The following is a 23579-nucleotide window of genomic DNA, read 5'->3' on the forward strand; positions in this document are numbered from 1 at the left end:
GATCAGTTCGTGGAAGGCGTCATGCACGCGGCGTTCAACATGCCGACGCTGATGGCCACGGCAGCGATATAGATACCTGCGGCGATTTCACCGTTCTTGATGCGCGCCGAAGCCCCCTTGAGGACCAGGCTGGTCATCAGGAACGCCAGCAACTGAACGACCGCGGCGATCACCGCCCAGACGATGAAGTCCAGCATGTTGATCGAGTAGGCAATCACATTGCTGGCCGGAATGGCGAAACCGATGACGGCGCCGCCCAGGGCGATGGCCGCCGCCACGTTGCCCGAACGAATCAGTTCGAATTCCCGGTGCGGTGTGACGCGGGTGTAGATGAACTGGAACAGCGCGAACAACACGGCGGCGCCGAGGATGTACATGACAAAGCCAAGCACGGCGGCTTTGTTCAGGGAAATGGAGAGCGCTTCAAGCATGGACTTCTTCCTTATTCAAAGAGTGTTCAGGTCTGTGGTGTACAGGGAAATACCCAGCGAAGTGCTCAGGCTGACGCTGCCCTCGGCGTCTTCTTCGACGGAGAACAGCAGGAACTCCCGGCGATCCGTCAGGCCGGTGTCGCGGGCGTACAGCATCGAACGGTGTTCGACGTTGTAGGACTCGTCCGGATTGCTCACGCGCTCGCTCAACGCCACCAGTTCTGTCTGGCCCGCCTCGGTGCCCCATTCGCGGGTGTACTCGACGCCGTCGTGGGTGTAGGTCGGCAGGCCGATCAGGCTTTCGGGGCCGGCGAGGCGACGCAACTCCGCTTCACTGTTGATCGTGACGTAGCTGAGGTAGTTGAACAGGATCACCGACTCGACCTGCCCGGCAACATCACCGCTGGTGTGCACTTGCAGCCAGTAGTCTTCGTCGTTCATGTAGCAGCGCGACAGCCAGTTCGACTGCCCGAGGTCGACGATGCCCAGGCTCCAGATCTGCTGGTTGCCCGGGATGACCACGCTGCTGTTGCCGTCGAGCAGCAACTTGAGCGTGGTGTCGAACATGACTTGCTTGCCGGAGGCCAGGCCCAGCGGCCCGGTGACAGGCACGTTGTTGCTGGCTGTCCTGTTCGCATTCGGGGCCTCGAGCCCCATCAACTGCTTAAACCACCCCATGGGAAATTTCCTTGAGACGCGCCGAGGCGATGTAGAAGAGTTCGCCGCCCACCACCCGGGTGGCGCCGGGCGGGTTGATCGACGGCTGGCGCGCGCCCTGGGCGCGGTAGCCGATCAGCGTGGCGTTGTGCTGTTCTTTCATCCGGGTGTAGAGGTCGCCGAAAGTCGCTTCAAACGCCTCGGGCAATTTCATCAGGTACTGGGTGGCACCTTCGCCGACACAGAGCAACTCATTGATGACCACTGACGAGCCCGGATCCTGGGAGGCACGCACCAGCATCTCGATCGCCATGCTGGAGGTGCATTCCAGGCTCGGCGCATAGGCGCTGGCGAGGGCGGCCACTTCGCTGTCATTGAAATGGGCGACTACATGCCCGACAGGCCCCAGTCGATTGACCGCCAGCACGGTGGCCAGGGTCAGGTCGTCGGAGTGAGTGCGCACGAGCACCCGTTCGGCGCCAGGCACGCCGGCACGCTGCAGCAGCGCGACGGAGGACAGGCTGTCGCCCTTGATGTACGTGGCCTTGCCGGGCATGGGGTTTTCTTCGAGATCGCAATCGCAGATGACGATCAGGTTGTCATTGGACGTTTCGTCCTGTAGCAGCAATTCGATGACTCGCTCGCTGGAGGCGCCCTCCCAGCCGATGAGCACCGTGTGGCCGACCTTGCCGGTGAAATCGCCTTTGCCCTTCATGCCTTTTCTCCATACATCGATGACGCTGCTGGTGGTTTTACCGATGACCGTCGTCAACAGGGCAATGCCCCCGAGCATGATCCAGGTCGCCACGAAGATTCGCCCGGCGGATGTCTGTGGCAACAGATCGCCATAGCCGACGGTGAGCGTGGTGGTGAGATAGAAGTAGATAAACGTGGCGGCGGTGATGAGGTGCTGCTCGCCCAGCAGCACCAGGCCGATCCAGGCGATGGACAGGTGCACCCCCAACGCAATGGCCAGTCCTGCCCAACCGAAGCGATGGAAGAAGGACGACGCGTATGTGCGCAACAGAAGGAAAATCGACATTTCGTCCCTGACTCCGTGGGGCTTGGTTCCTGGCGGGATAATCGCTCTGGCATTTGAGTGCCCGAGCGTAGTGGCCGGACAGCATTAAACCTGTTGCGGGGCTTGGATAAAAGTACCTGCCTCACAATTAAATCCATGGCGTGCCGAACACTATTGTGGCGAGGGAGCTTGCTCCCGCTGGGCTGCGCAGCAGGCCCCGTTTTTGGAGCCGCTTCGCGCCTCAGCGGGAGCAAGCTCCCTCGCCACGGGTTCACTCAGGACAACGTGTACCGATCACTCAGCCGATTTTTTCTTCAAGCGTTCCAGGATCGCATTGGCGCTGCCTTCGTTCGGCGTGATGCCGGCATCGCGCAGCTTGCGCTCCAGGTCGGAGCCGGTCGAAGCGTCGGCCAGCTCGTCCTGGGCCTGGAGTTCAGCGGCACGTTGCTGCTGCTTGGCTTGCAGGCGGTTGAGGGTACCAACGGCGGTTTCCAGCTTGCCATTGGCGCCGCCGCTGGCGATCGAGGCGCTGACCTGCGCCTTCTGCACGCTTTCCCGGGCCTTGGCCATGTCCACCTGTTGGCGCAGGCTCTTGATGCGGCTTTCGGCCTTGGTGATGTCCTTGCGCATGTTGTCCGCGTAACCGCCGAATTCGGTCGCGTGCTTCTGCTCGGCGTCCAATTCGTTGGTCAGAGTCGAAATGGCTTCGGCCACTTCCAGCGCCAGGTCTTCGCGGTTGGCCTGGATCGCGGCCAGGGCCTTGGCTTCCAGGTCCTTGATCTTGGCGTTGTATTCAGCGACGCGATCGGTCGCCAGCTTGTGCTTGGCCATGATGGTGACCAGCTCGCGCTTGGCATTGGCCAGCGCTGTGTCGGCGTCGCGGATTTCCTGGTCGAGGATGCGCAGGGCCTGTTGGTCGACGATCGATTCGCCGACTTCGTTGGCACCGCCACGCAGTGCGGTGAACAACTTGCTCCAGATGGACTGAGTCATTGGATGGTTCCTATTCGGCGAATTAGATGAAGAAGCGTTCGAAGGCTTCGCTGGCGCGCTGGACGTTGTCGACGAGGGTTTTGACCTCGGTGACGACGTTGGTCAGGCTGGAACCTGCGCTCAGGGAGCCGAACATGTTGTAGACGACCTGTCCGTTGGGCATGGACTCGATGCCGATGGACGACAGCGGGAACATTTCCCGACTGCGCAATACGGCATCGTTGAATGCCGCGACATCGTTGATCGACTCGACGTCCACCAGCACGGTATCAACGATGATCTGGTCGCCGACCACGGCGATGTAGATTGGCAAGCCACCGAAGTCATTCATTTCCAGCTTGATGCTGGACTCGGCCCCTTGGACGAGGGAGAGGGTGATGTCGTTCGCGACCACTTCGTCCAGCGCCTGAAGGGCGCTGTAGAGGCGATCGATGTTCCAGTTGTTACCTGCGCTCATGTAATCCTCCGACATGAATGGGCCAGCCAGAATCGGTTGGCGTAGCTGTTTCTCCATTTGCTTGAGCAGGCTTCGGTTTTCAGGAAGCACCCAAGTCTCGTGTTTCACATACCCGGCGGCACTCAGGCCCGCGCGCATCTGCTTCATGTAGAAGCTCGACGGCTTTTTCGCGGCGGGTTTGGCGCGCTCTCCCGTGCGGCTCGCTGAATCGGTCTCAGACCCGTCACGCGGATCTGATGGAGAGCTGGTTGGCATGGCACTGACCCCACTGTGAAAAACTCACGCGTGAGAAACACTACAGGCAACTTCTCGACCTCACAATAGCTCACGCGTGAGATCTTTTTGTTACAAATGCTGATCCCCTGTTTACGGATAGCTGAAACTCTTGACCAACGTCAGCTCGCCCACCGCCCGCATCGGCACCACGAAGGTTTCCATCTTCTCGCTGGGCGTGCCCTCTTCGGTGATGACCGTGACTTTCGCCGTGGTCAGGGCTTGTTGCGCCTGCGCCACTGATCCGCCCTCTTCGCCGTCTTCTTCACTGCCGTACCCGCCGCCGTAGTAGTTGACATACACCAGGTACTGCCCTTTGATCGGTGCCGGCATGGCAACGATTTCCGGGCCGTAGCCGGTGGTGACGTCGACATCGAGGGCAGCGCCGTTGGCGACGGCGCGGTCGCCGTACCAGATGTGCGCGCCATCGGGGGTGACCAGATGCAGATCCAGGTCGGTGCCGTCGCTGTCCCAGGTCAGCAACACCCGTAACTTGGCCGGGGTGGCGCCGCCGCTGGTGTTGAGAAATTGCGTGCGGTGGCGTTGCTGGCCGTCGGCGCTGCGTACTTCAACGCTGTTGCTGCCATTGGGAAACGAGAATGGCCGGTCGAAGCGCCCTTCCTCGTCGAGCTTCAATGGCAAGCTCACGCCGTTGACGATGAGCTGGCCCGGCTCATTGCTTTTCGGCGTGCCTTTGATCTGGCCGGTGATGCGGGCGGTATTGGCCTGCCCCTGGGGCGTGTTGACCGAGGAGGCCGGGTAGTTGACGGTCTGGCTGAAGCGTTCGCCCTCGCCCCCCGGCGCGCCGCTGCGCCAGCCGCCGACAGGAGTCTCCAGCTTGAGAGTATCGAGCTTGATGGGGTCGGCGGCCACGGCGGATGGCAACGCGGTCAGGGCGCAAAGCAACAGCAAGACCTGTGGATAACGGAGTGTCATGGTCTATTCCAGCAAGAGGTGACGGGCGAGCCCTTCGATATAGTTTTCGTCCTGGCCATTGGGGTGAGCTTCAAAGGCCAGGTGCAGGTATTCATGGGTCAGGTCGAGGCGGTCTTGCAGCGACAGCACGCCGCGCACGTAGATGCGTTGGCGCTCGCGGTCGACATACGGCCGGCCGAAGGCGACGCGGCACACCGCGAACGCACTGATTTCGTTGTAGCCCACTTCGCTTTCCAGGCGTTGGCGCCAGCCACGTCGCTGCTTCAACAGCCAATCCTGGGCGGCGGGCAATGCTTCGCAGGACGCCACGGGATTGTCCCAACGACTGAGACTTGCGCGCGGGTACGCATGCAGCAGGATCGCGTCGTAGCGTTGGCCGCTCTTGGCTTGCTCCACGGCATGGGCCCAGGACAATTTGTCCGGGCCGGGTTGATCGGAGTGGTAGGTGACATCGGTGCCAGCCAGGACCAGGTCGCTGGTCCACGCCGCGATGGCACGGTTTTCAGGCGCCGCCGGACGTGGCGCGACGCGCTGGCGATGGCTGCTGTCGTCGATGCTCAGGCAATCACCATTGCGCTGGGCGTTCTGCAGCAGGTAGGTGCGAATTGCCACCGCCAATGCCTTGGCCGCTTCGGCGGGTTCGGCCTTGGCTTCGCGTTGCAGGACCCGGGCGACGTATTCCTCCCGGTCCAACCGCGCCACCAGCTTGCCGGGCAACAGGAACAGTTCGCCGTCGCTGTGGATGTCCAGTTGGTTGCCGTTGGTGAATTCGACGCGGTAGTCCCCGCGCAGTTGCCCCGGCGTGGCTGGGTGCTCGCCGGACATCACCCGCTGCAACGGATAGCGGGCAAACAGGTCGACCTCCACGCAACGTCCGATTTCCGCCGGCCAGCGGGACGGCAACGCCGTGGCCAGGCCATCGCCATATTTCTTCAGGACCTGCTGACTGGTGCCTCGCCCTCCGGCCCACACCGGCGTGCCGTCAGCCAGCCAACCGGCAAAACCTCCCTGGCGCGACGAAGGCCCCTGATCACCCAGCCAGCTCCAGGTCTTGACCCGCAGGCGACTGCCCAACTGGCCGACCAACCGGCCATCCGCCGCGCCAAGCACCACGTCGAGCAAAACCCGTCGGGCCTGCTCCTGGGCCGGCAGCGTCGCCAGCGCCTTGAGCAGGTCGGCCACCGGCACCTGGGTTTGCGGCTGCAAGGTCGGCAGGTCCGACAACCATTTCGGCGCCTGGCGCGCCTGCCAGTAATCCCGCCAGTTCGAGGCCGACAGCCCGAGCCGCTGCGGTTCGAAATACAAACCACAGGACTTCACCAATGCCTGGTCGCGGCCAATGCTCTGCCCGGCGTTGCAGCAATAGACTTCTTCTTTCGACTCGCCGCGACATTCATAGACCGGTTCACGAGCGTGTGTGTCCACCAGCCAGGCGTAGACAAACAGCTTCCACAGGCTGCCCAACGGAGCCTGCAAGGAATCGGGCAACGGCTGGCGATCCAGCACCTGCGTCTGGCTCACGCGCAACAATTGACCATCGAAAGCCAGGCGCAACGGCTCCTCCTGCGCTGTCGCCAGCGCAGGAATCAAGCACAACAACCACCAGCCCCAAGGCCTGCGCATGTCAGTTGACCGTCACTTGACCCAGCGCCGGTTTCTGTTCGCGCGCCTGGTTCTGTGGCGCGTAGACCTGAGTGAAACGCACCGGCGGCAAGGTGAACTGACCCTTCTGGGAGAAGCGCACCAAGTGCCGCAGGCGCAGCTCGCCACTGAGGGCGTCCACGGGCACTGCGTAAGCCATCTGGCCCGGCTCGAAGCGCGCCTTTTCCAGGGACGTCGGCTCGCTGTCGGCCTTGCCCATCAACTGGATGCCCCACGTGGTGCGCTCCACATCGGCGCCCGGCGGCAGCGGTACTTCGAGCATGCCGTAGCGCAGCGGCGTCGCAGCCTTGCTGTTGATGATCACCTCATCCAGATAGAGAGCGTCGCTGGACAACGGCTTGTTGCCCACGGCTTCGAGCTTGAAGGTGAAAGCCTCGTCGCCCGGTACCAGGCGCGACAGGCGACGGGTAATGGACACGGCCATCGGCGCCGCGGGTGCTTGCTGGCTCTGGAAGCTCAGTGCCGCTTGCAACGGACGCTCCTGGGCGCCGGTCAGGGTCAGCTGCGTTGGAAGCTGCGCGCCCTGCCATTGCCAATAGGTTTCACCGGTCGCACCTTGCTTGGCGGCCCAGCCTTCGCCTGGCGCCAGGGCCACGGCCGGCGCGGCCTGTTCGATGCTGCGTTGCAGCCAGGTCAGGGCCAGGGCGCGCTCCAAGGTGGACTGTTGCGGCAGCACGCGCTCCAACAGAGCCGTGGCGCGGACCTGATCGAAGCTCTGCAGCGACAGCAGCAATGCCTCGACGAACGGCTGCGAGCTCAGTTCCAGTTGCTGTTGCGCGGCGTCGGCCTGACGGCTGAAAGCTGCGGGCAACGGCACCTTCGCCTGCTTGGCGAGGGACGCGGTCAGCACTCGCGCGCTGGCCAGGCCAAGGGCCGAGTCCGGCGCGTACATGACCAGGCTGTCTTCACCGCTGTCCAGCACGCTTTCGGTGCTGTCTTCACTGGCTTTCGCCAGATCATCCATCAGCCCGCTGAGCAAGGTATTCACCGGCAACTGCATCTGCTTGGCGAACGACAGGATCAATGCCCGCTGCAGCAGTGGTGTATCGCCCGCCTGCTTGGCATAGACCTCCAGCACCCGCTGCCAATGTTCCGGCGGCAGGTTCAGGTCCAGGGCCTTGCTGGCGTGCCAGTCGGCGTAATAGGCGTAGGCGGTGAGGAACGCGTCCGGCTCACCGTCCTGGCCCCACCAGGTGAAACTCGCCGAAGGCCCGGCCATTTGCACCAGGCGCAAGCGGCTGTTTTGCATGATCAAGCGCAAGCGGTCGCGGATCTGCGGGTTCGACGCCAGGGTCGGATACGCGATGCTCAACGGCAGCAGGCGGCTGGCGGTCTGCTCGACGCCGCCATAGGGATAACTCAGCAGCTCATCCAGGGCCGAACGGAACAGCGCTTGCGGGCTGTCATCCAGGCGCAGGCGGATATCGCTGGCGTCCGCCGGCAGGTTCAGCGGCGTATCGCCGCTGGCCACGTCGAGGCGCTGGCTCTGGGTGACTTGCCAGCCGTTGCCGCTGGCATTGAGGTGCATGGCCAGGCTGTCCTGGGTTTCACCGTTCAATTGCAATTGGACGCTCAAGTCGCCGCTGCTCAGTTCCAGCGCCGGCAACGCCACGTAGTTGATGCCGTTTTTCAGCTCCGCCACCACACGCTGTTCAGCGCCGGCGTAGCGGATCAGCAACTCGGCTTTCAACGGTTTCTCGGACTGGCTGAAAGCGAACAGGCCCAGTTGCGGCTTGTCGCCAACGCGGAAGCGGGTCGGGCCGCTCCACTTCAGGTACAGCGGCTTTTCCGAGGCGATGAACTGCTTCTTCTGGCCCACTTGGCCGTCGTCCGCGATCGCTTTTGCGGTGATGCGCCAGCGGGTCAGCGAGTCCGGCATCTTGAAGGTAAAGCGCGCCTTGCCGTTGGCGTCGGTCACCAGCTCCGGCTGCCAGGCGGCAGTGTCGACGTCTTCACGACGCGGCCGCTCCAGCACCTTGACCCCGCGCTCGCTGCGGTTGGCCTTGCCCGGCGCGCCAGGGCTGCCTGGCAACGCCACGTCGTAGCTGATGAAAGACAGGCTGGCGCTGGTGCGCACGTTGTTGCGGCGCGGGTGGTAGAAGAACTGGTCGATGGTCGGCGCGACTTCCGGTTGCAGGGCGTAGACCATTTCATCGACGACGCTGACCGTCAGGTGCGCCGGTATCGCCTTGCCGGCGAACTGGGTGCCCAGGTCGACGGTCACCGTGTCGCCGGGACGATAGGTCGCTTTGTCGGTGGTGATCGCTACGTCGATCTGCGGCGCAACGACCTTGATGCCCGCGTTCTGGAAGCTGTATTGGCCGCCCTTGGTGTACAGCACGGAGAAGGTCAGGTTCGGTGCGAAGTTATCTTTCACGGCAATGCGTGCGCGGTACTGCGTATCGCTGAGCTTTTCCATCTTCAGCCAGTCAGCGCCTTTGGAGAGCATCGCGGTGGCCTCGACCTTGTCCCGCTCCAGGGACAACAGTGCATCGTTGACCGGTTCCGGGAAGGTGATCAATGCCAAGGCTTCGTCACCGGTCTTGTATTCGGTTTTATCGAGGACGATTTCGACCGTTCCCGGAACAGCCTTGATGCCTTCGCCCGTCACGGCGTGGCTGGCCGCGCCGATGACCCGGCCATGATCGTCCTTGAGCGTCAGGTTATACGTGCCGGGGCGGTCGAAGGTCAGGCTGAAGCCCTTGTCCTTGGCGGCGAGCTTGCCTTCGCCAGTGGTCTGGTCTTCCAGGCGCACCCAGGCATAGCTGCCCGGCGTCACGGCTTTGCTTTGTTCGTTGCCGCCTTCGTTGGCGTAGCTGAACGCGACTTTCTCACCGGCTGCGCTGAAACGCCGAGGTGCGCCCAGGCGGAAATTGGCCGCGCCGCGGTCGATGAGGATTTCCTTGGTGGTCTTGACCCGGTACGCCGCACCATCGCTGGCGAATACGGTGAGGGTGTAGCGGCTCGGCTTGTCGGCGGCCGGCAGATCGAGCGTGGCGTTGCCCTTGTCATCGGTGGTCACTTCGCTGCTGGTCAGCTCCACCGGGAATTGCCCGAGGTATTGCAGCTCGTTATCCACCATGGACAATTGCTGGGCACGCAGGCTCAGGCTCACCGTGGCATTCACCACTGGCTTGCCGTCCGGGTAGAGCAGCACCAGGTTGCCCTTGACCGGCTCGCCGGTGCGGTAATCCTGCTTGGCCAGGTTCAGGGCGATCTCGAAGTGCGGCTTGATGTATTCGGCCACGCGGAAGGCGCTGCTGTAGAGCTGGTCCTTGTAGCCAAGGCGCAGCTCATAGCCACCGGCCACGGCGTTTTCCGGCAGCTGGAAACGACCTTGGGTGCCGGCCTTGGAGTCGAGCTTCAGGGCCAGGGTTTGCAGCGCGGTGCCGGTTGCGTCCAGCACGCTGACGTTGACGTCGGCGGCGGTCGGTTGCACCGAGTCGCGGGCGTTCTTGAATTCTCGACCGACGATTTTCAACGAGACCCAATCCCCCGGCCGATATAGCGGGCGGTCGGTGAAGGCATAGAGCTTGGTGTCGTAGATTTCGCTGTCGTAATAGAAGTTCTCGGAGACGAATACCCCGCCCTCCTCGTCTTCACCGATGACGAAAGAACGCTCCGGGCTGACGTGCTTGAGGCGCAGCAGGCCGTCTTCATCGGTGGCCCCGCTGCTCATCACGCCCAGGCCGTCGGTCCACAGCACGTTGACCTTGGGCACCGAACGCCCTTCATGCTTGCGCGCGGCCCAGACCAGCAATTCGTCACCGGTAATCTTGCTCACGGCCACGGTGTTGGAGACGAACACCATGGTGGTCGCGCGGTATTTGCCGATCAGCGCTTCCACCAGGTACAGACCCGGCTTCAACTGGCCCAGCGGCACATAGACGTTGCCCGGCGCGACGCTGACAAACTGACTGGACGAACCGGCCAGGTTAACCCCGGCCGGCGGCTGGATCGGCTTGGCCTGCCACAGCGGATAGCGGAACTGGCTGACCACCGGCAAGCCCGGGATCAAGGCGAACTGCGCGGGTGCGTCGTACGGTGTCGGCGCGACCAGTGCGTTGCCGATCTTCAGTTCCGGCACTTCTTCGGTGACCTGCTGGCGCGACTCGTAGGAAAACGCCCGCTGCATCACCCGACGGGACTTGCGGTACCAGTTGTCCCACAGGTACGCGAGGGTGTTCGACAGGCCTTCGCCCTTGAACTGGCCGTCGCTGACCACGCGGTGCAGGTTCTTCTGGCGCTTGAGGAATTCCAGCGGTTTTTCGATGCGATAGACGCGGATATCGGCACCGCCGTAGGGCTCCATCCGGAACCGGCGATAATCTCGACCCGGCGCTTCAAGGCGGACCATGGCCTGCTCGTCGCTGGCGAAGCTGCTGTCGGCCAACAGGAAAAAGCTTTCACCGGACACCGGCGTGTAGCCGCTGGGCTCCACGGTGTCTTCGGCATTCACCAGGGGCGCCAGCAACAGAGCGAACAGCAGGGGCAGTTTCGAACACAAGCGCAGCATGCGGGCACCGGTCATTGGGTGAGAAAGTTGAGTCGATAGACGCCGATGAAGTTGGGGTTGGCTGCGTCGGGTATCCATCGGGTGTCCTTCCAGTTCATGAGTTGTTGCAGGCTTGCGGAGCGCATGCCGTTGTCGGTTGGGGTGGTGGTGCCGGTGTGATAGGCGATGTAGCGGCCCATCCAGATCATCAGGTGCTGGTCATCGCCCTGGTCGAAGAACATCAGGTCGCCGGGGCGGGCCTGGGTGACATCCCGGCCCACCAGGCGGCTGTTGAACTGGATCAGCTTGATCGCGTTGACATAGGGGCCGACCTTGCCGCCGCCCTGCTGCCATTGCTGGGCGAGACGCCGTTGCCCATCGCTGAGCGGCAGCTCCGGCGGCAGGTAGCGGTTGGACAGGCCATTGCTGCGCAGCCATTTTTCGTCATGGACCTTCAGCGCTTCGTTGGCCGCGAAACGCACCAGCCCGGCACAGTCCTGCTGGTACCAGCGGGGGCTCGGGCCTTTGGTCAGTTGTTCCTGGGCGATGCGCACGAACCAGGCACGAAAGACCTGGGATTGCTGTGCATCCAGCGCCGGCGCCTCGACGGCAAGCGCCGGCCCGCCGAGCAGCAGCGCCACCAGCACCCCATACGCGCAGTTGCGGATCAGTCCTGTCACAGCGCTTTCCATTCCAGCGGCAACCACTGCCAGTGGCCGTCCGGCTCGCTGCCTTCCGGCAACGTCAGGGCGTATTTGCCATAGCCGCCGAGAGTGCGCAGCTTAGGGATCAGGTAGGTTTGCGCGGCGTTGTAGAAGACCGGCTCCATGTCCTGGGGCAGGCTGTCGAGGGTTTCGCGCTGCATCAATTGCGCCATGGAATCCGGGCCGAAGTAGACCGGCATCAGCAGGTCCTTGGGCACCACGTCGGCCATGGGCGGGAAACGTTTGTCGAGGGTGCCGAGGGCCTTGTCCACCAACTTGTCGTCGAGGGAGAACAGCAAGGTCGAACCGTGGCGCGCCAGGCTGACACGCATGAACGCCTTGCCAGTGATCGCGTCGGGTTGCTCGGCTTCCTTGGCCGAATACGGACCGAAGTTGGAGCTGACCTGGCGTTGCCACTGGTGCGTCGAACCTTCTTGCTTCTCCACTACCGGGAAGGCGTGTTCGGCAACGTTGTTTTCATAGGCGCCGACCATCGAACCGAACAGGTTGCCCAGGTCGGCGTCGAGCTTGCCGTCGTCTTCGTTCAGGCTCGCTACCAACAGCGGCGTATACAGCCGCGATTCAGCGTACCAGCACAGGCCCGCCGCGCCCGCCACATGATCGACCATGGCCTGGGCGGCTTTTTCCTCGGCGCCCAGTTTGACCAGCAACGGTTTCTGCTGTTCAGCGGCCAGGGGCAACGCGACGCAGGCGCTGGCGCCCATGGGCATGGCTTGCCAGATGGGCTTGAAGTCGAAGTCAGGCTGGTTTTCCACTTCGTCCATGGCCAGGAAGCTGTGCCAGCCCTTGTCGTCCATGTCGAAGCGCAAGCCGGCGAAATTCGGGATGAACCGCTGGTACCCCATGGCAAGCACGCTGGCGTTGACCGATATGCGTTGCTTGACCTCTGGCGCCCTGGCCGTCAGGCCGAACGCTTCGGGAAACAGTTTTTCCCCGGCCAGCAGTGCTTCCAGGGCTTGGGTCGAAACCATGCCACGTTCGTCGGTAGGACCATGGCCTTGGTCGTAGAGCTTGGTCGGGTTGGACAGCACGACCAGCTTGTCGCCATGGGAGGCGAAGACCAGGGATCTGCTGGCGTTATAGCTGAGCTGGTAGAGCGCAACTTCATCGCCGCTCACCTTCAAGTCACCCAGCTTGCTCAACTGGGTGTCATCCAGTGCGACTTTGGCCAACGGCTCCAGCACCTTCGCCAATCCGCCGCGATCCATCACCAGCAAAAAATCCTTGAGACGACCGTCCGCCCCGCGCCACAACGCCACGTCCGCCGGCTGGTCGAAAAGCTGCTCGATCAGGCTGTCCTGCAGCTTGAGGTCATGCTCGTAGATGATCCGGCGCAGGCTGCCGATCAGACCCAGGCGGTCGGCGTGGGCTTCGTAATAGAAGACGAAGTCTTCGGTGAGCGTGGCCTTGAGGAACGGCACCGCCAACAGATCCTTCGGCAACTGGCTCAGGGAATGGGCCTCGATCAAGCCGTCGGGACGGCTCACGCCGAGTTTTTCCAACGCCAGCGCCATGGGCGGCGCCTTGGGCTTGGTCATGAACCAGCCCAACCCGCCGGCCGCGCCGGCCACCAGGCACAGCCCGAGCAGAATCACCGGCCAGCGGCGTGCAGGTTTGGCGACAGGTGTCGGCGTGGTCGGGGAAGCAGTGTTGTCGCTCATATTCACAAGGGCCTATTCATCCGTGGAGCGGAGTACTTAATAGTTGAACGTCTTGACCAGCAGCAGATCGCCAATGGCGCGCAGGGGCACGACAAAGGTCTCGCGTTTTTCATTGACGGTGTTTTCGTTGAGCACCAGGTTGATCTGCGAGGTGATCACCTCGTTCTGGTTGCTGGTTTCATCGAAGTTGTAGCCGCCGCTGCCGTAGTTGCCCCAATAGTTCACGTAGACCAGGTAGGTGCCATGCATCGGCGCGGTCATGGTGAACATCTCGGGGCCGGGACCATCGACGCCGTCCGGGTCGAGGCCACCGCCGTTACTCAGGGCAGGCTGGCCGAAAAAGGCATGTTGGCCGTCGGGTGTGACGATATGCAGGTCGAGTTCGGCCTTGGGGTCGTCCCAGCCCAGCACCACGCGGATCTGAGCCGGGGTGCGCAGGTTGTTGGCTTCGTAGAATTGCACGCGCTTGAGGGATTGGCCTTCGGAGCTGCGCACCTCGACGCTGTTGGACCCGGCGCCAAATGCATACGGCCGGGCGAAACGCCCCTCGTCATCGGTGTAGAGATTCAGCGGGTTGCCGTTGACCGCCAGGCTGTGGGGCTGGCGCGCCGTGCCCATGGCCTTGAGCCGGCCTTCGATCATGGTGCGGTTGCGCTGGATGCCGCGATCGATGGGCGGCGTCGGGTAGGCGACCTGAGGGTTTTCCGTGCGATCGAGCAAGCCGTGGTAACGCCAGCCGCCGACCGGCTCCGACATTTCAGCGGAAGGCCCGGCCCACGCCTGCGGCGCGCCGAGCAGCACGATCAGTAAAGAAAGAAAACGCACGTATGCCTCCTGCCATGCACGACGCAACCCGACACCCTTCCCGGGGCGCTGTTTGTCATTATTCGGGTTTCGTCTGAAGGCCCCGTTACAAGGGGCCGAAGATGGCGCGAAGAGTAGCCATTTGACGGATTTTTCACAATCGTGGAACGCGCGATTCTGTGTGGGAAATCACGGACTGAGGGGGGCGTGAGCCGAATAGAGGAATTATTCGGCTCACAAAATGAGCCGAATAACGCTATTATTCGGCTCATTCATCTCTGGACTGGCTTATGGCAACTCATTGGATCTGGCAACGGCCCGACTGGCCCGACTTCCACTGGCAAGCTGAAGCATTGGCACCGCTGCTGCGAGAATGTGTGCAGGCCCAAGGTCAATTGCTCGGAATGACGGGCGCGGTCACGGCTTCGCTCAGCGCCCAGAACGAACTGAATGCCTTGCTGCAAAACATCGTGACCTCCTCGGCCATCGAAGGAGAACAACTGAATGTCGGCTCGGTGCGCTCGTCCCTGGCCCGCCGACTGGGTCTGGAGCCCGTCGACGATAATCCCGCCAGCCCACGCAGCGAGGGCTTGGCGAACCTGTTGCTGGACGCAACCCGGCATTTCAACCAGCCGCTGACCGTCGAGCGCCTGCTGGATTGGCACGAGTGGCTGTTTCCTGATCAAACCAGCGGTCTGGTTCATCGGCAGGTCCGCGTCGGCACGCTACGCGGCGATGAACCGATGCAAGTGGTCTCGGGCAGGCTGGACCGACCTACCGTTCACTTCGAGGCCCCTCCGCGCCAGGGTCTTGAAGAGCAGTTGCAGCGGGTTGTCGACTGGTTCGAGGCGAGCCGTCATCAGGTCGACCTCGACCCGTTGCTGCGAGCCGGCCTCACTCATTTCTGGTTTGTCACCCTGCACCCATTCGACGATGGCAATGGTCGCCTGACCCGCACCCTGACCGACCTGGCATTGGCTCAGGGCGAGGCCCAGGCGATCCGCTTCTACGCCATGTCCGTAAGCATCCTGGATGACCGCGCCGGTTATTACCGAATTCTTGAACACAGCCAGAAGGCCACGCTGGATATCACCGCCTGGCTGACTTGGTTTCTGCAAACGCTGTTGCGCAGCCTGCACACAGCGATGGCGCAAATCGAAAGCGTGCTGGGCAAGACACGGTTCTGGCAGGCCCATCGCGCCTCAGCGCTCACCCCTGAACAGACCAAAGTGCTTAACCGGCTACTCGATGGAGGTGAAAAAGGGTTCGAACAGGGGATCAGTGCCGCTCAATACCAGGCCGTGGCCAAGGTCTCAAAGGCGACGGCGACGCGACACCTGGCGGAACTGCTGGAAAAAGGTTGTCTTCAGAGGATGCCCGGCGGGGGACGCAGTACCCGTTACCAGATCAGCTATCCCGCTGACTGAGATCATTTGTGGCGAGGAGATTTATCCCCTCGCCACAGGTTTATCATCCCTGCCGATACGGGTGCAGCCTGGCGCCCTTGATTTGCCCGAAAACCCCATGTCTGCTAGTGTCGCGCCGGTTTAACAGTCAACCGGAATAGCCGCCATGGCCCGCAAAAAAGCTGCAATGGATTTCGAACAATCTCTGGCCGACCTGCAAACGCTGGTTGAGCGCCTGGAGAACGGCGAATTGTCGCTGGAAGACTCGCTGACCGCTTTCGAGCAAGGTATCGGCTTGACTCGCGATTGCCAGGCAGCGCTGGCCCAGGCCGAACAGAAGGTGCAGTTGTTGCTCGAACGCGACGGCGAGCTGACCGAAGAGCCTTTCGATGCGGAACAGCCTGAATGATCGGCGCGTATCAGGCCAGCAGCCAGGCCCGGGTCAATGCTGCCCTGGAGACTTTGTTCAGCGCCCCGAGCCCGGAACTGGCGCGCCTGTACGAAGCCATGCGCTACAGCGTGATGAACGGCGGCAAACGCGTGCGCCCGCTGCTGGCCTATGCCGCGTGCGAAGCCTTGGGCGGCGAGGCCGAACAGGCCAACGGCGCAGCCTGCGCGGTCGAGCTGATCCATGCTTACTCTTTGGTGCATGACGATCTGCCGGCCATGGATGACGACGACCTGCGTCGCGGCCAGCCAACGACCCACAAGAAATTCGACGAAGCCTGCGCCATCCTGGCCGGCGACGGCTTGCAGAGCCTGGCCTTCAGCGCCCTGCTGGACCCGACCCTGAGCGATTGCCCGGCGCAGGTTCGCCTGGACATGGTCAACGCCCTGGCATTGGCGGCAGGCCCCGCCGGAATGGTCGGCGGCCAGGCCATCGACCTCGGCTCGGTGGGGTTGAAGCTTGATCAGGATGCACTGGAATACATGCACCGGCACAAGACGGGCGCCTTGATCGAAGCCAGCGTCCGGCTCGGCGCCCTCGCCAGCGGCCGGGCCACGCCCGCACAACTCCAAGCCTTGCAGACCTACGCCCGGGCCATCGGCCTGGCATTCCAGGTGCAGGACGACATCCTCGACGTCGAAAGCGATACCCAGACCCTGGGCAAGCGCCAGGGCGCCGACATCGCCCGCGACAAGCCGACCTATCCGGCCCTGCTGGGTCTTGACGCCGCCAAGGCCTACGCCTTGGAATTGCGCGACCAGGCGCTGGACGCGCTGCGACCGTTTGACGCGGCAGCCGAGCCGTTGCGCGACCTGGCGCGGTACATCGTCGAACGACGCAGCTGATACACGGTCAACCCATTTAAGTGCGTATCGGCCAACTTCCGGCCGACGCGTGGGCAGCTTGCGATGCATAAGGTAAACTGCCGCCTCTTTTATACCTATAACGATTCGCCTGATGCCCACGACGTTCCAAGAGATTCCCCGCACACGCCCGGCCACGCCCCTGCTGGACCGCGCCAACACGCCGGACGGCCTGCGTCGCCTGGGTGAAGCCGAGCTGGAGACCCTGGCCGATGAGTTGCGCCTGGAACTGCTCTACACGGTCGGCCAGACCGGTGGGCATTTCGGCGCGGGCCTGGGCGTCATCGAGCTGACCATCGCGCTGCATTATGTGTTCGACACCCCGGACGACCGGCTGGTGTGGGACGTCGGCCACCAGGCGTATCCGCATAAAATCCTCACCGGTCGTCGCGACCGCATGGGCACGTTGCGCCAGAAGGACGGCATCGCTGCCTTCCCGCGTCGTTCCGAGAGCGAATACGACACCTTTGGCGTCGGCCACTCCAGCACCTCCATCAGCGCCGCGCTGGGCATGGCGATTGCCGCCCGCCTGCAAGACAGCGAGCGCAAGGCGATTGCCGTGATCGGCGACGGCGCACTGACCGCTGGCATGGCCTTCGAGGCGCTCAATCACGCGCCGGAAGTCGATGCCAACATGCTGGTGATCCTCAACGACAACGACATGTCGATCTCGCGCAACGTCGGCGGGCTGTCCAACTACCTGGCGAAGATCCTCTCCAGTCGCACCTACGCCAGCATGCGCGAAGGCAGCAAGAAGGTCCTGTCACGCCTGCCCGGCGCCTGGGAAATCGCCCGCCGTACCGAAGAATATGCCAAGGGCATGCTGGTCCCCGGCACGCTGTTCGAAGAACTGGGTTGGAACTACATCGGCCCTATCGACGGCCATGACCTGCCCACGCTGATCGCCACCCTGCGCAACATGCGCGACCTCAAGGGCCCGCAGTTCCTGCATGTGGTCACGAAGAAGGGCAAAGGCTTCGCCCCGGCGGAAGTCGACCCGATCGGCTACCACGCCATCACCAAGCTCGAACCCCTGGACGCCCCGGCCGCCGCGCCGAAAAAGGCCGGCGGACCGAAGTATTCCGGCGTGTTCGGCCAATGGCTGTGCGATATGGCCGCCGCCGACCCGCGCCTCGTGGGCATCACCCCGGCGATGAAGGAAGGCTCGGACCTGGTGGCGTTCAGTGAACGCTATCCGCAGCGCTATTTCGACGTGGCGATTGCCGAACAACATGCCGTGACCCTTGCGGCCGGCATGGCCTGCGAAGGCGCCAAGCCCGTGGTGGCGATCTATTCGACGTTCCTGCAGCGCGCCTATGACCAGCTTGTCCATGACGTGGCGGTGCAGAACCTCGATGTGCTGTTCGCCATCGACCGTGCCGGGCTGGTGGGCGAAGATGGCCCGACCCACGCTGGCAGCTTCGATTTGTCCTACCTGCGTTGCATTCCCGGCATGCTGGTGATGACGCCAAGCGATGAAAACGAGCTGCGCAAGATGCTCACCACCGGCCACCTGTTCGATGGCCCGGCGGCGGTGCGCTATCCGCGCGGCACCGGCCCGAACGCGACGATCGAGGCTGGACTCGAACCCATCGAGATCGGCAAGGGCGTGGTCCGCCGACAAGGCAAGCAAACCGCCTTGCTGGTGTTCGGCGTGCAACTGGCCGAAGCGCTGAAAGTCGCCGAGAAGCTTGATGCCACCGTGGTCGACATGCGCTTCGTCAAACCCCTGGACGAAGCCCTGGTGCGCGAGATCGCCAGCAGCCACGAACTGCTGGTGACCGTCGAAGAAAACGCCATCATGGGCGGCGCCGGCGCTGCGGTCAGCGAATTCCTGGCGCGGGAGAACATCCTCAAGTCAGTGCTGCACCTTGGGCTGCCGGATATCTACGTCGAACACGCCAAGCCTGCGCAAATGCTGGCTGAATGCGGGCTGGACGAAGTGGGGATAGAAGCGGCGGTGCGTCAGCGGTTGCATCTGTTGGGCCTGTAAGTTCAGCCCACACAAGCCCCTGTGGGAGCGAGCTTGCTCGCGATAGCGGAAGATCAGTCAGTTAACCCATTGGCTGACATACCGCTATCGCGAGCAAGCTCGCTCCCACATTGGTTTTGTGTGAATCAAGCATGATTGGAACCCCATGAAACTCCGCCTCGTCCTCACTCTATCCCTACTCCCCACCCCCGACCTGTTGGCCGACACCTTCGAACGCGACCAGGCCCTGAAGCTGCCCGACATCCTGATCAGCGCCAACCGCCAGGTCGAGGCTCGCAACGACAGCAGCGCCGCCAATACAATCTTCACCCGCGACGACATCGACCGCCTGCAACCGGCCAGTGTCACCGACCTGCTCAGCCGCGTGCCGGGCGTGCAAGTGGCACCGCTGGGAGGGCGTGGCAGCCTGCCGGGGATCTACATCCGCGGCACCAAATCGGCCCAGAGCCTGGTGCTGGTGGACGGCCAGCGCATCGGCAACGCCACCTCCGGCGACAGCAACCTGCAACGCCTGAACATCAACCAGATCGAACGCGTGGAGGTGCTGCGCGGTTCGCGCTCGGTGATCTACGGCGCCGATGCGGTGGGCGGTGTGATCCAGATTTTTACCCGACGCGGCAATGATCAGGGTCTGCAACCGCGCCTGCACCTGGGCGTTGGCAGCCACCAGGCCTGGGAGCGCAGCGTGGGCTTGTCCGGAGGCGACGAGCACACCCGTTTCAACCTGGGCGCCAGCCTGGACGAAACCGAGGGCACCAACCGGACCCATGAGTCCTACGCCAGCGACCGAGACGACGACGCCAACCGCAACCAGTCCTTCAGCCTGAGCTTGAGCCACGCCGCCAGCGACGATCTGGAAGTCGGCCTAAACCTGCTGGATAACCGCGGCAAAAGTGAATACGACAACCCGTTCGGCCGCTTCGACCCCAACACCTTCGAATCCTTGTCCCAGCAACCCTATAGCGAATTCGCCGTCAGCAGCTTCAGCAGTTATGTGGATGGTCGGGTCAACGACGCCTGGAGGTCCCGCCTCGAACTGAGCCACAGCGAGAACCGCGAGAAGACCTTCGACAAGCTCAGTGAAGCTCGCGAAGTCTTCAACACTTACCGTGATTCGGTGACCTGGCAGAACGATGTGACGCTCGACGAGCGCAACAGCCTGATCCTGGGCGGCGACTGGTATCAGGATCGGGTCAACAGCAGCACCCCCTTCGACGAAGACAGCCGCTGGAACCGAGCGGCGTTTGTCCAGCATCGTTTCCAGGCCGATACCTTTTCGACAGAGCTGGGCCTGCGCCGCGACCAGAACCAGCAGTTCGGTGGCCAGAACAGTTGGAGCGGCACCCTGACCCTGCCGGTCAACCCGGACAACGATGTGTTGCTGACCTACAGCGAAAGCTTCCGCGCGCCCACGTTCAACGACCTGTACTACCCGGACTACAGCAACCCGGGCCTGAAACCCGAAACGGCCAAGAGCTACGAACTGCAATGGCGCAGCCAACTGAGCGACAGCGCCCGCCTGGAGGCGTCCCTCTACCGCACGGACCTGGAAGACGCGATCATTTTCGGCAGCAATTCCCGCCCGCAGAACGTCGCGTCGGCGCGGATCGACGGTTTTGAAGCGGCCCTGCGGCAGCAATTGTTCGGCTGGCAGGGCAACCTGGGCCTGGCCATCATCGACCCACGCGACCGCGACAGCGGCCACACCCTGGCCCGCCGCGCCCGCCGCACGTTGAGCCTGGACCTGGACCGACAATTCGATCGCCTGGGCCTCGGTGCCACCTGGCAAGCGGTGAGCAGCAGCTATGACGATGAGAACAACCGCAATGCGTTGGGCGGCTATGCCTTGCTCGGATTGCGTGGCAGCTGGGCGCTAAGCCGGGAAGTGAAGCTGGAGATGAAGGTGGATAACCTGCTGGACAAGGGCTATAGCCGGGCGCTGTATAGCCATGACGGTGGCCAGTATGGGTATCGGGAAGAGGGTCGGGCCTGGTTGTTTGGGGTGACTTGGACGCCTTCCCTCTGATCCGGGACTGTAGTGCTCGCGAAGGAAGCACCGCGGTTTTACCTGTCCGGTGCAATCAACCCACACAACCGGGCCGTCGCCTCGATCATCTGCCCGCTCGGCCGCTCCAGCCCTTTGTCATCGACCAGCAAAAGTCGCCCCTGCGCCACCGGCCAGGCTTTCCAGGCGTCGAGCTGTGCCTGATCCGTGGCCAGGATCATCTGCGGTTGACGCTGTAACACCGATTCCACGCTCACCTGCGGCGCCGGAACGCCCAGGTCAGCAAACACGTTGCGCGCGCCGCATACCGCCAAGGCGTCACTGATGATCTGCCTGCCGCCGACGGTATACAGCGGCCGATCCCAGACCTGATAGAACACCGGCACTGGCGTCTCCCTTCGATAGCGTTGGCGCAGTGCCTCAAGGCGCAGGCGCAACTGCGCCGCGCGTTGCACGCCCCGCTCCGGGCGGCCGAGTTGGGTGCCGATGTCTTGAATTTGCGTGATGAGCTGATCGAGGCCGCGAGGTTCGGCGACGTAGATCGGGATGCCGAGCCCCTTGAGCTGCTCACGCTGGGCCGGTCCAACACTGCCGGGCCAGAGCAGGAGCAGATCGGGTTTCAGGCTCAGCAGGCGCTCGATATCCAGTTGGCCGTAACGGCCAACGGAAGGCAGGTCTTTGAGGACAGGCGGACGCTCACCGCCATCCAACACGCCCACCAGCAAGTCAGCGGAGTCCAGCTCGACGACGATTTCAGAGAGCGAGGGCGCCAGGCTGACGACGCGGGAAGCGGCCACCGTCGAGGCGCTGGCGGCCAGCAGCAGGACCGCCAGCCAAAGACGCATCAACCGAGCTGACGCGGAATGCGATACAGATAGAACAGCACAGCGGTGGACAGTGCCAACAGCATCAGCGGCACCGCCTCGAGGCCGACGAACACCGCCAACGTACCAATCCAGGCCGGCAGGCCGGCTACCAGGAAGGCTGCGCGGCGTCGCGCCGCCAAGGTAATCCAGGCCTCCGGCTCTTCAGGTGTATCGAGGGATTTTTGCGTGGCAATCAGGGCGTTTTTATAGCCGCCGAAAAACCGCAGGCTGACAAACATCGACGCCACGCCGGCGATAAACAACGGCATCGCCAGCATCGGCAGGATTGCCTCGCCCTGGCCAAACACCGCGTTGATCACGAACAGCGGCAGCAAGGCCAGCGCCAGGTACTGCCACCAACTGACGGCCAGCCGCCGCCGGACTTGGCCGCGCGTCACGCCCGGTCGACCTCGCCCTGATGCTCGTTGCCCATCATGTGGTCGAGTTTGCTGGCCTTGGTTGCCAGGTAGAGCTTGTTGTGGGGATTGTGACCGGTATGAAGCGGCACGCGCTCCGCCACCACGATGCCCATGTCAGTCAGCGCCTTGACCTTGCGCGGGTTGTTGGTCATCAGCCGCAAGGACTTGATACCCAGGTGCTCCAGCATCGGCAGGCAGATGCTGTAGTCGCGCAAGTCGGCGGCGAATCCGAGACGTTCGTTGGCTTCCACGGTGTCGGCACCGCCGTCTTGCAATTCGTAGGCGCGGATCTTGTTCAACAGCCCAATGCCACGCCCTTCCTGGCGCAGGTAAAGCAGCACGCCGCGACCTTCCCGGGCAATGGCTTGCAACGCGGCTTCAAGTTGCGAGCCGCAATCGCAGCGCTGGCTGAACAAGGCATCGCCCGTCAGGCATTCGGAGTGCAGGCGACCGAGTACCGGAGCGCCATCGGCGAAATCACCCAGGCTCAGCACGACGTGCTCGCGGCCGGTGGCTTCATCGAGAAAACCATGCATGGTGAATTGCGCAAAGGGCGTTGGCAGCTTGGAAGCGGCAACAAAAACGACAGGCACCGGTGTGCTCCTGATCTAGTACTGGAGATTCGCAGAGGCGGGCATTGTAACAGCACGATCCGACGGGCGCTCAGGCTGAATTACTGCCTATTAGCATCGAAAAGTTTGATCACGGCTTCGGTGGCTTGCCGCTCTCGTCAAAGGGATAGGGTTGTTTCCACCGCTCGAAGATCGGCTTCAACTGGCCGCTCTTCACCAGCACTTCCATGCGTCGGTCGAACAACGCACGCAACGCACGTCCGTTCTCGTTGTTGGCAAAACCCAGGAACAACGGCAGATTGATCAGCGGCGAGAGCTTGTATTGCTGGGGATCGCTGGCCTTGGCGAGCACATCCTGGATCTCCATCAACGCATCGATATAAAAATCGGCACGATCATGATCGAGCATCGGCAGGATACCTACGGACCGATGAATCTCATTGAAACGCCGTATGTTGGGCAGGTAGTGGTTGTACTCGTACCCGCGCATCCACACGAGCCGATAGTTACCGACTGTCGCCAGCGTCGGCGAGGGCTTGGAGGCGAGCCCCAAGGCATAGATGTGATCGACGTCGTAGTGCCAATGAGGATAAAGCACGCCTTCGGATTCATCGCGATAGGCGCCCACCTGGGCGTCGACTTCACCACGCTGCACCAACCCGATCGAACGGGTATAGGGCACGCTACGCGTTTCCAGCTTGACGCCCTCGGGCTCGAACACTTCACGCAGTATGTCCCACGCCATGCCTTGCCCGTCGGCCTGGGTGTAATCGGCCCATTCTTCACTGGCGGCGCGAATCTTGCCGGGCAGCGGCGCGGACTCGGCCATACGAACGCCGAACAACGCTCCGATACACAGCAATAGCAATAATGCGCGGCTTACGCCCATGCC

20 protein-coding genes are annotated in these 23579 nt (G+C 62.8%); 5 read left to right on the top strand and 15 right to left on the bottom strand.

Going from position 1 to position 23579, the window contains the following annotated elements:
* Positions 1-2: 2 nt before the first annotated feature.
* From J3P79_RS23600 to J3P79_RS23650, 11 genes are all read right to left on the bottom strand, one after another.
* On the bottom strand, positions 3-431 hold the full coding sequence (locus tag J3P79_RS23600) for a DUF350 domain-containing protein (protein WP_039594246.1): 429 nt from the start codon (positions 429-431) through the stop codon (positions 3-5).
* A gap of 15 nt (positions 432-446) precedes the next feature.
* Complete coding sequence (locus J3P79_RS23605) at positions 447-1109, bottom strand: DUF2491 family protein (protein ID WP_434606033.1); 663 nt, start codon at positions 1107-1109, stop codon at positions 447-449.
* Positions 1096-2130, bottom strand: a complete 1035-nt coding sequence (locus tag J3P79_RS23610; RefSeq protein ID WP_434606035.1) for an ion channel — start codon at positions 2128-2130, stop codon at positions 1096-1098. The genes J3P79_RS23605 and J3P79_RS23610 overlap by 14 nt, the downstream gene beginning before the upstream one ends.
* A 273-nt stretch (positions 2131-2403) precedes the next feature.
* Positions 2404-3102: a PspA/IM30 family protein gene (locus J3P79_RS23615; protein WP_434606036.1), complete on the bottom strand. Its 699-nt coding sequence runs from the start codon at positions 3100-3102 to the stop codon at positions 2404-2406.
* Positions 3103-3124: 22 nt separating this feature from the next.
* Positions 3125-3706: a YjfI family protein gene (locus J3P79_RS23620; RefSeq protein WP_198796680.1), complete on the bottom strand. Its 582-nt coding sequence runs from the start codon at positions 3704-3706 to the stop codon at positions 3125-3127.
* Positions 3707-3925: 219 nt separating this feature from the next.
* Positions 3926-4768: a YfaP family protein gene (locus J3P79_RS23625; RefSeq protein WP_434606038.1), complete on the bottom strand. Its 843-nt coding sequence runs from the start codon at positions 4766-4768 to the stop codon at positions 3926-3928.
* Between the two features lie 3 nt (positions 4769-4771).
* Positions 4772-6391 (bottom strand): DUF2300 domain-containing protein, encoded by a 1620-nt coding sequence (locus J3P79_RS23630; protein WP_434606041.1) that lies wholly within the window; start codon positions 6389-6391, stop codon positions 4772-4774.
* 1 nt (position 6392) lies between these two features.
* A complete protein-coding gene (locus J3P79_RS23635) occupies positions 6393-10961 on the bottom strand; it encodes an alpha-2-macroglobulin family protein (protein WP_434611593.1) in 4569 nt (1522 codons plus the stop codon).
* Positions 10958-11596: a DUF1175 domain-containing protein gene (locus tag J3P79_RS23640; protein ID WP_434611595.1), complete on the bottom strand. Its 639-nt coding sequence runs from the start codon at positions 11594-11596 to the stop codon at positions 10958-10960. The genes J3P79_RS23635 and J3P79_RS23640 overlap by 4 nt, the downstream gene beginning before the upstream one ends.
* A gap of 5 nt (positions 11597-11601) precedes the next feature.
* Positions 11602-13311, bottom strand: coding sequence for a DUF2138 domain-containing protein (locus J3P79_RS23645; RefSeq protein WP_434606043.1), 1710 nt, complete (start codon positions 13309-13311; stop codon positions 11602-11604).
* A gap of 36 nt (positions 13312-13347) precedes the next feature.
* Positions 13348-14136 carry a YfaP family protein gene (locus tag J3P79_RS23650; RefSeq protein ID WP_434606045.1) on the bottom strand — a complete coding sequence of 263 codons (789 nt, stop codon included), beginning with the start codon at positions 14134-14136 and terminating at the stop codon, positions 13348-13350.
* Positions 14137-14405: 269 nt separating this feature from the next.
* Here J3P79_RS23650 and J3P79_RS23655 point away from each other — a divergent pair, with 269 nt between their 5' ends.
* From J3P79_RS23655 to J3P79_RS23675, 5 genes are all read left to right on the top strand, one after another.
* On the top strand, positions 14406-15542 hold the full coding sequence (locus J3P79_RS23655; RefSeq protein WP_434606048.1) for a Fic family protein: 1137 nt from the start codon (positions 14406-14408) through the stop codon (positions 15540-15542).
* Between the two features lie 145 nt (positions 15543-15687).
* The gene (locus tag J3P79_RS23660) at positions 15688-15930 is read left to right on the top strand and encodes an exodeoxyribonuclease VII small subunit (protein ID WP_039594256.1); all 243 of its coding nucleotides are present in this window, start codon (positions 15688-15690) and stop codon (positions 15928-15930) included.
* The gene (gene ispA, locus J3P79_RS23665; RefSeq protein WP_434606050.1) at positions 15927-16814 is read left to right on the top strand and encodes a (2E,6E)-farnesyl diphosphate synthase; all 888 of its coding nucleotides are present in this window, start codon (positions 15927-15929) and stop codon (positions 16812-16814) included. Before J3P79_RS23660 ends, ispA begins: the two co-directional genes overlap by 4 nt.
* A 112-nt stretch (positions 16815-16926) precedes the next feature.
* The gene (gene dxs, locus J3P79_RS23670) at positions 16927-18825 is read left to right on the top strand and encodes a 1-deoxy-D-xylulose-5-phosphate synthase (protein WP_434606052.1); all 1899 of its coding nucleotides are present in this window, start codon (positions 16927-16929) and stop codon (positions 18823-18825) included.
* Positions 18826-18970: 145 nt separating this feature from the next.
* Positions 18971-20851 carry a TonB-dependent receptor domain-containing protein gene (locus J3P79_RS23675; RefSeq protein ID WP_434606053.1) on the top strand — a complete coding sequence of 627 codons (1881 nt, stop codon included), beginning with the start codon at positions 18971-18973 and terminating at the stop codon, positions 20849-20851.
* A gap of 38 nt (positions 20852-20889) precedes the next feature.
* On the opposite strand, the gene J3P79_RS23680 is transcribed toward J3P79_RS23675, so the two are convergent.
* The 4 genes from J3P79_RS23680 to J3P79_RS23695 form a co-directional block, all read right to left on the bottom strand.
* On the bottom strand, positions 20890-21675 hold the full coding sequence (locus J3P79_RS23680; protein ID WP_434606055.1) for a cobalamin-binding protein: 786 nt from the start codon (positions 21673-21675) through the stop codon (positions 20890-20892).
* On the bottom strand, positions 21675-22094 hold the full coding sequence (locus J3P79_RS23685) for an MFS transporter (RefSeq protein WP_434606057.1): 420 nt from the start codon (positions 22092-22094) through the stop codon (positions 21675-21677). The genes J3P79_RS23680 and J3P79_RS23685 overlap by 1 nt, the downstream gene beginning before the upstream one ends.
* The gene (ribA, locus tag J3P79_RS23690; protein ID WP_030140454.1) at positions 22091-22708 is read right to left on the bottom strand and encodes a GTP cyclohydrolase II; all 618 of its coding nucleotides are present in this window, start codon (positions 22706-22708) and stop codon (positions 22091-22093) included. The genes J3P79_RS23685 and ribA overlap by 4 nt, the downstream gene beginning before the upstream one ends.
* A gap of 109 nt (positions 22709-22817) precedes the next feature.
* Positions 22818-23576, bottom strand: a complete 759-nt coding sequence (locus J3P79_RS23695; protein WP_434606060.1) for a substrate-binding periplasmic protein — start codon at positions 23574-23576, stop codon at positions 22818-22820.
* Between the last annotated feature and the right edge of the window lie 3 nt (positions 23577-23579).

The organism is Pseudomonas sp. R1-7, assembly GCF_051132105.1.
GTDB lineage: Bacteria > Pseudomonadota > Gammaproteobacteria > Pseudomonadales > Pseudomonadaceae > Aquipseudomonas.

Coding starts and splice junctions, on each gene's coding strand:
- J3P79_RS23600 (WP_039594246.1), bottom strand. CDS start 431: ATGCTTGAAGCGCTCTCCATTTCCCTGAACAAAGCCGCCGTGCTTGGC.
- J3P79_RS23605 (WP_434606033.1), bottom strand. CDS start 1,109: ATGGGGTGGTTTAAGCAGTTGATGGGGCTCGAGGCCCCGAATGCGAAC.
- J3P79_RS23610 (WP_434606035.1), bottom strand. CDS start 2,130: ATGTCGATTTTCCTTCTGTTGCGCACATACGCGTCGTCCTTCTTCCAT.
- J3P79_RS23615 (WP_434606036.1), bottom strand. CDS start 3,102: ATGACTCAGTCCATCTGGAGCAAGTTGTTCACCGCACTGCGTGGCGGT.
- J3P79_RS23620 (WP_198796680.1), bottom strand. CDS start 3,706: ATGAAGCAGATGCGCGCGGGCCTGAGTGCCGCCGGGTATGTGAAACAC.
- J3P79_RS23625 (WP_434606038.1), bottom strand. CDS start 4,768: ATGACACTCCGTTATCCACAGGTCTTGCTGTTGCTTTGCGCCCTGACC.
- J3P79_RS23630 (WP_434606041.1), bottom strand. CDS start 6,391: ATGCGCAGGCCTTGGGGCTGGTGGTTGTTGTGCTTGATTCCTGCGCTG.
- J3P79_RS23635 (WP_434611593.1), bottom strand. CDS start 10,961: ATGACCGGTGCCCGCATGCTGCGCTTGTGTTCGAAACTGCCCCTGCTG.
- J3P79_RS23645 (WP_434606043.1), bottom strand. CDS start 13,311: ATGAGCGACAACACTGCTTCCCCGACCACGCCGACACCTGTCGCCAAA.
- J3P79_RS23655 (WP_434606048.1), top strand. CDS start 14,406: ATGGCAACTCATTGGATCTGGCAACGGCCCGACTGGCCCGACTTCCAC.
- J3P79_RS23660 (WP_039594256.1), top strand. CDS start 15,688: ATGGCCCGCAAAAAAGCTGCAATGGATTTCGAACAATCTCTGGCCGAC.
- ispA (WP_434606050.1), top strand. CDS start 15,927: ATGATCGGCGCGTATCAGGCCAGCAGCCAGGCCCGGGTCAATGCTGCC.
- dxs (WP_434606052.1), top strand. CDS start 16,927: ATGCCCACGACGTTCCAAGAGATTCCCCGCACACGCCCGGCCACGCCC.
- J3P79_RS23675 (WP_434606053.1), top strand. CDS start 18,971: ATGAAACTCCGCCTCGTCCTCACTCTATCCCTACTCCCCACCCCCGAC.
- J3P79_RS23680 (WP_434606055.1), bottom strand. CDS start 21,675: ATGCGTCTTTGGCTGGCGGTCCTGCTGCTGGCCGCCAGCGCCTCGACG.
- J3P79_RS23695 (WP_434606060.1), bottom strand. CDS start 23,576: ATGGGCGTAAGCCGCGCATTATTGCTATTGCTGTGTATCGGAGCGTTG.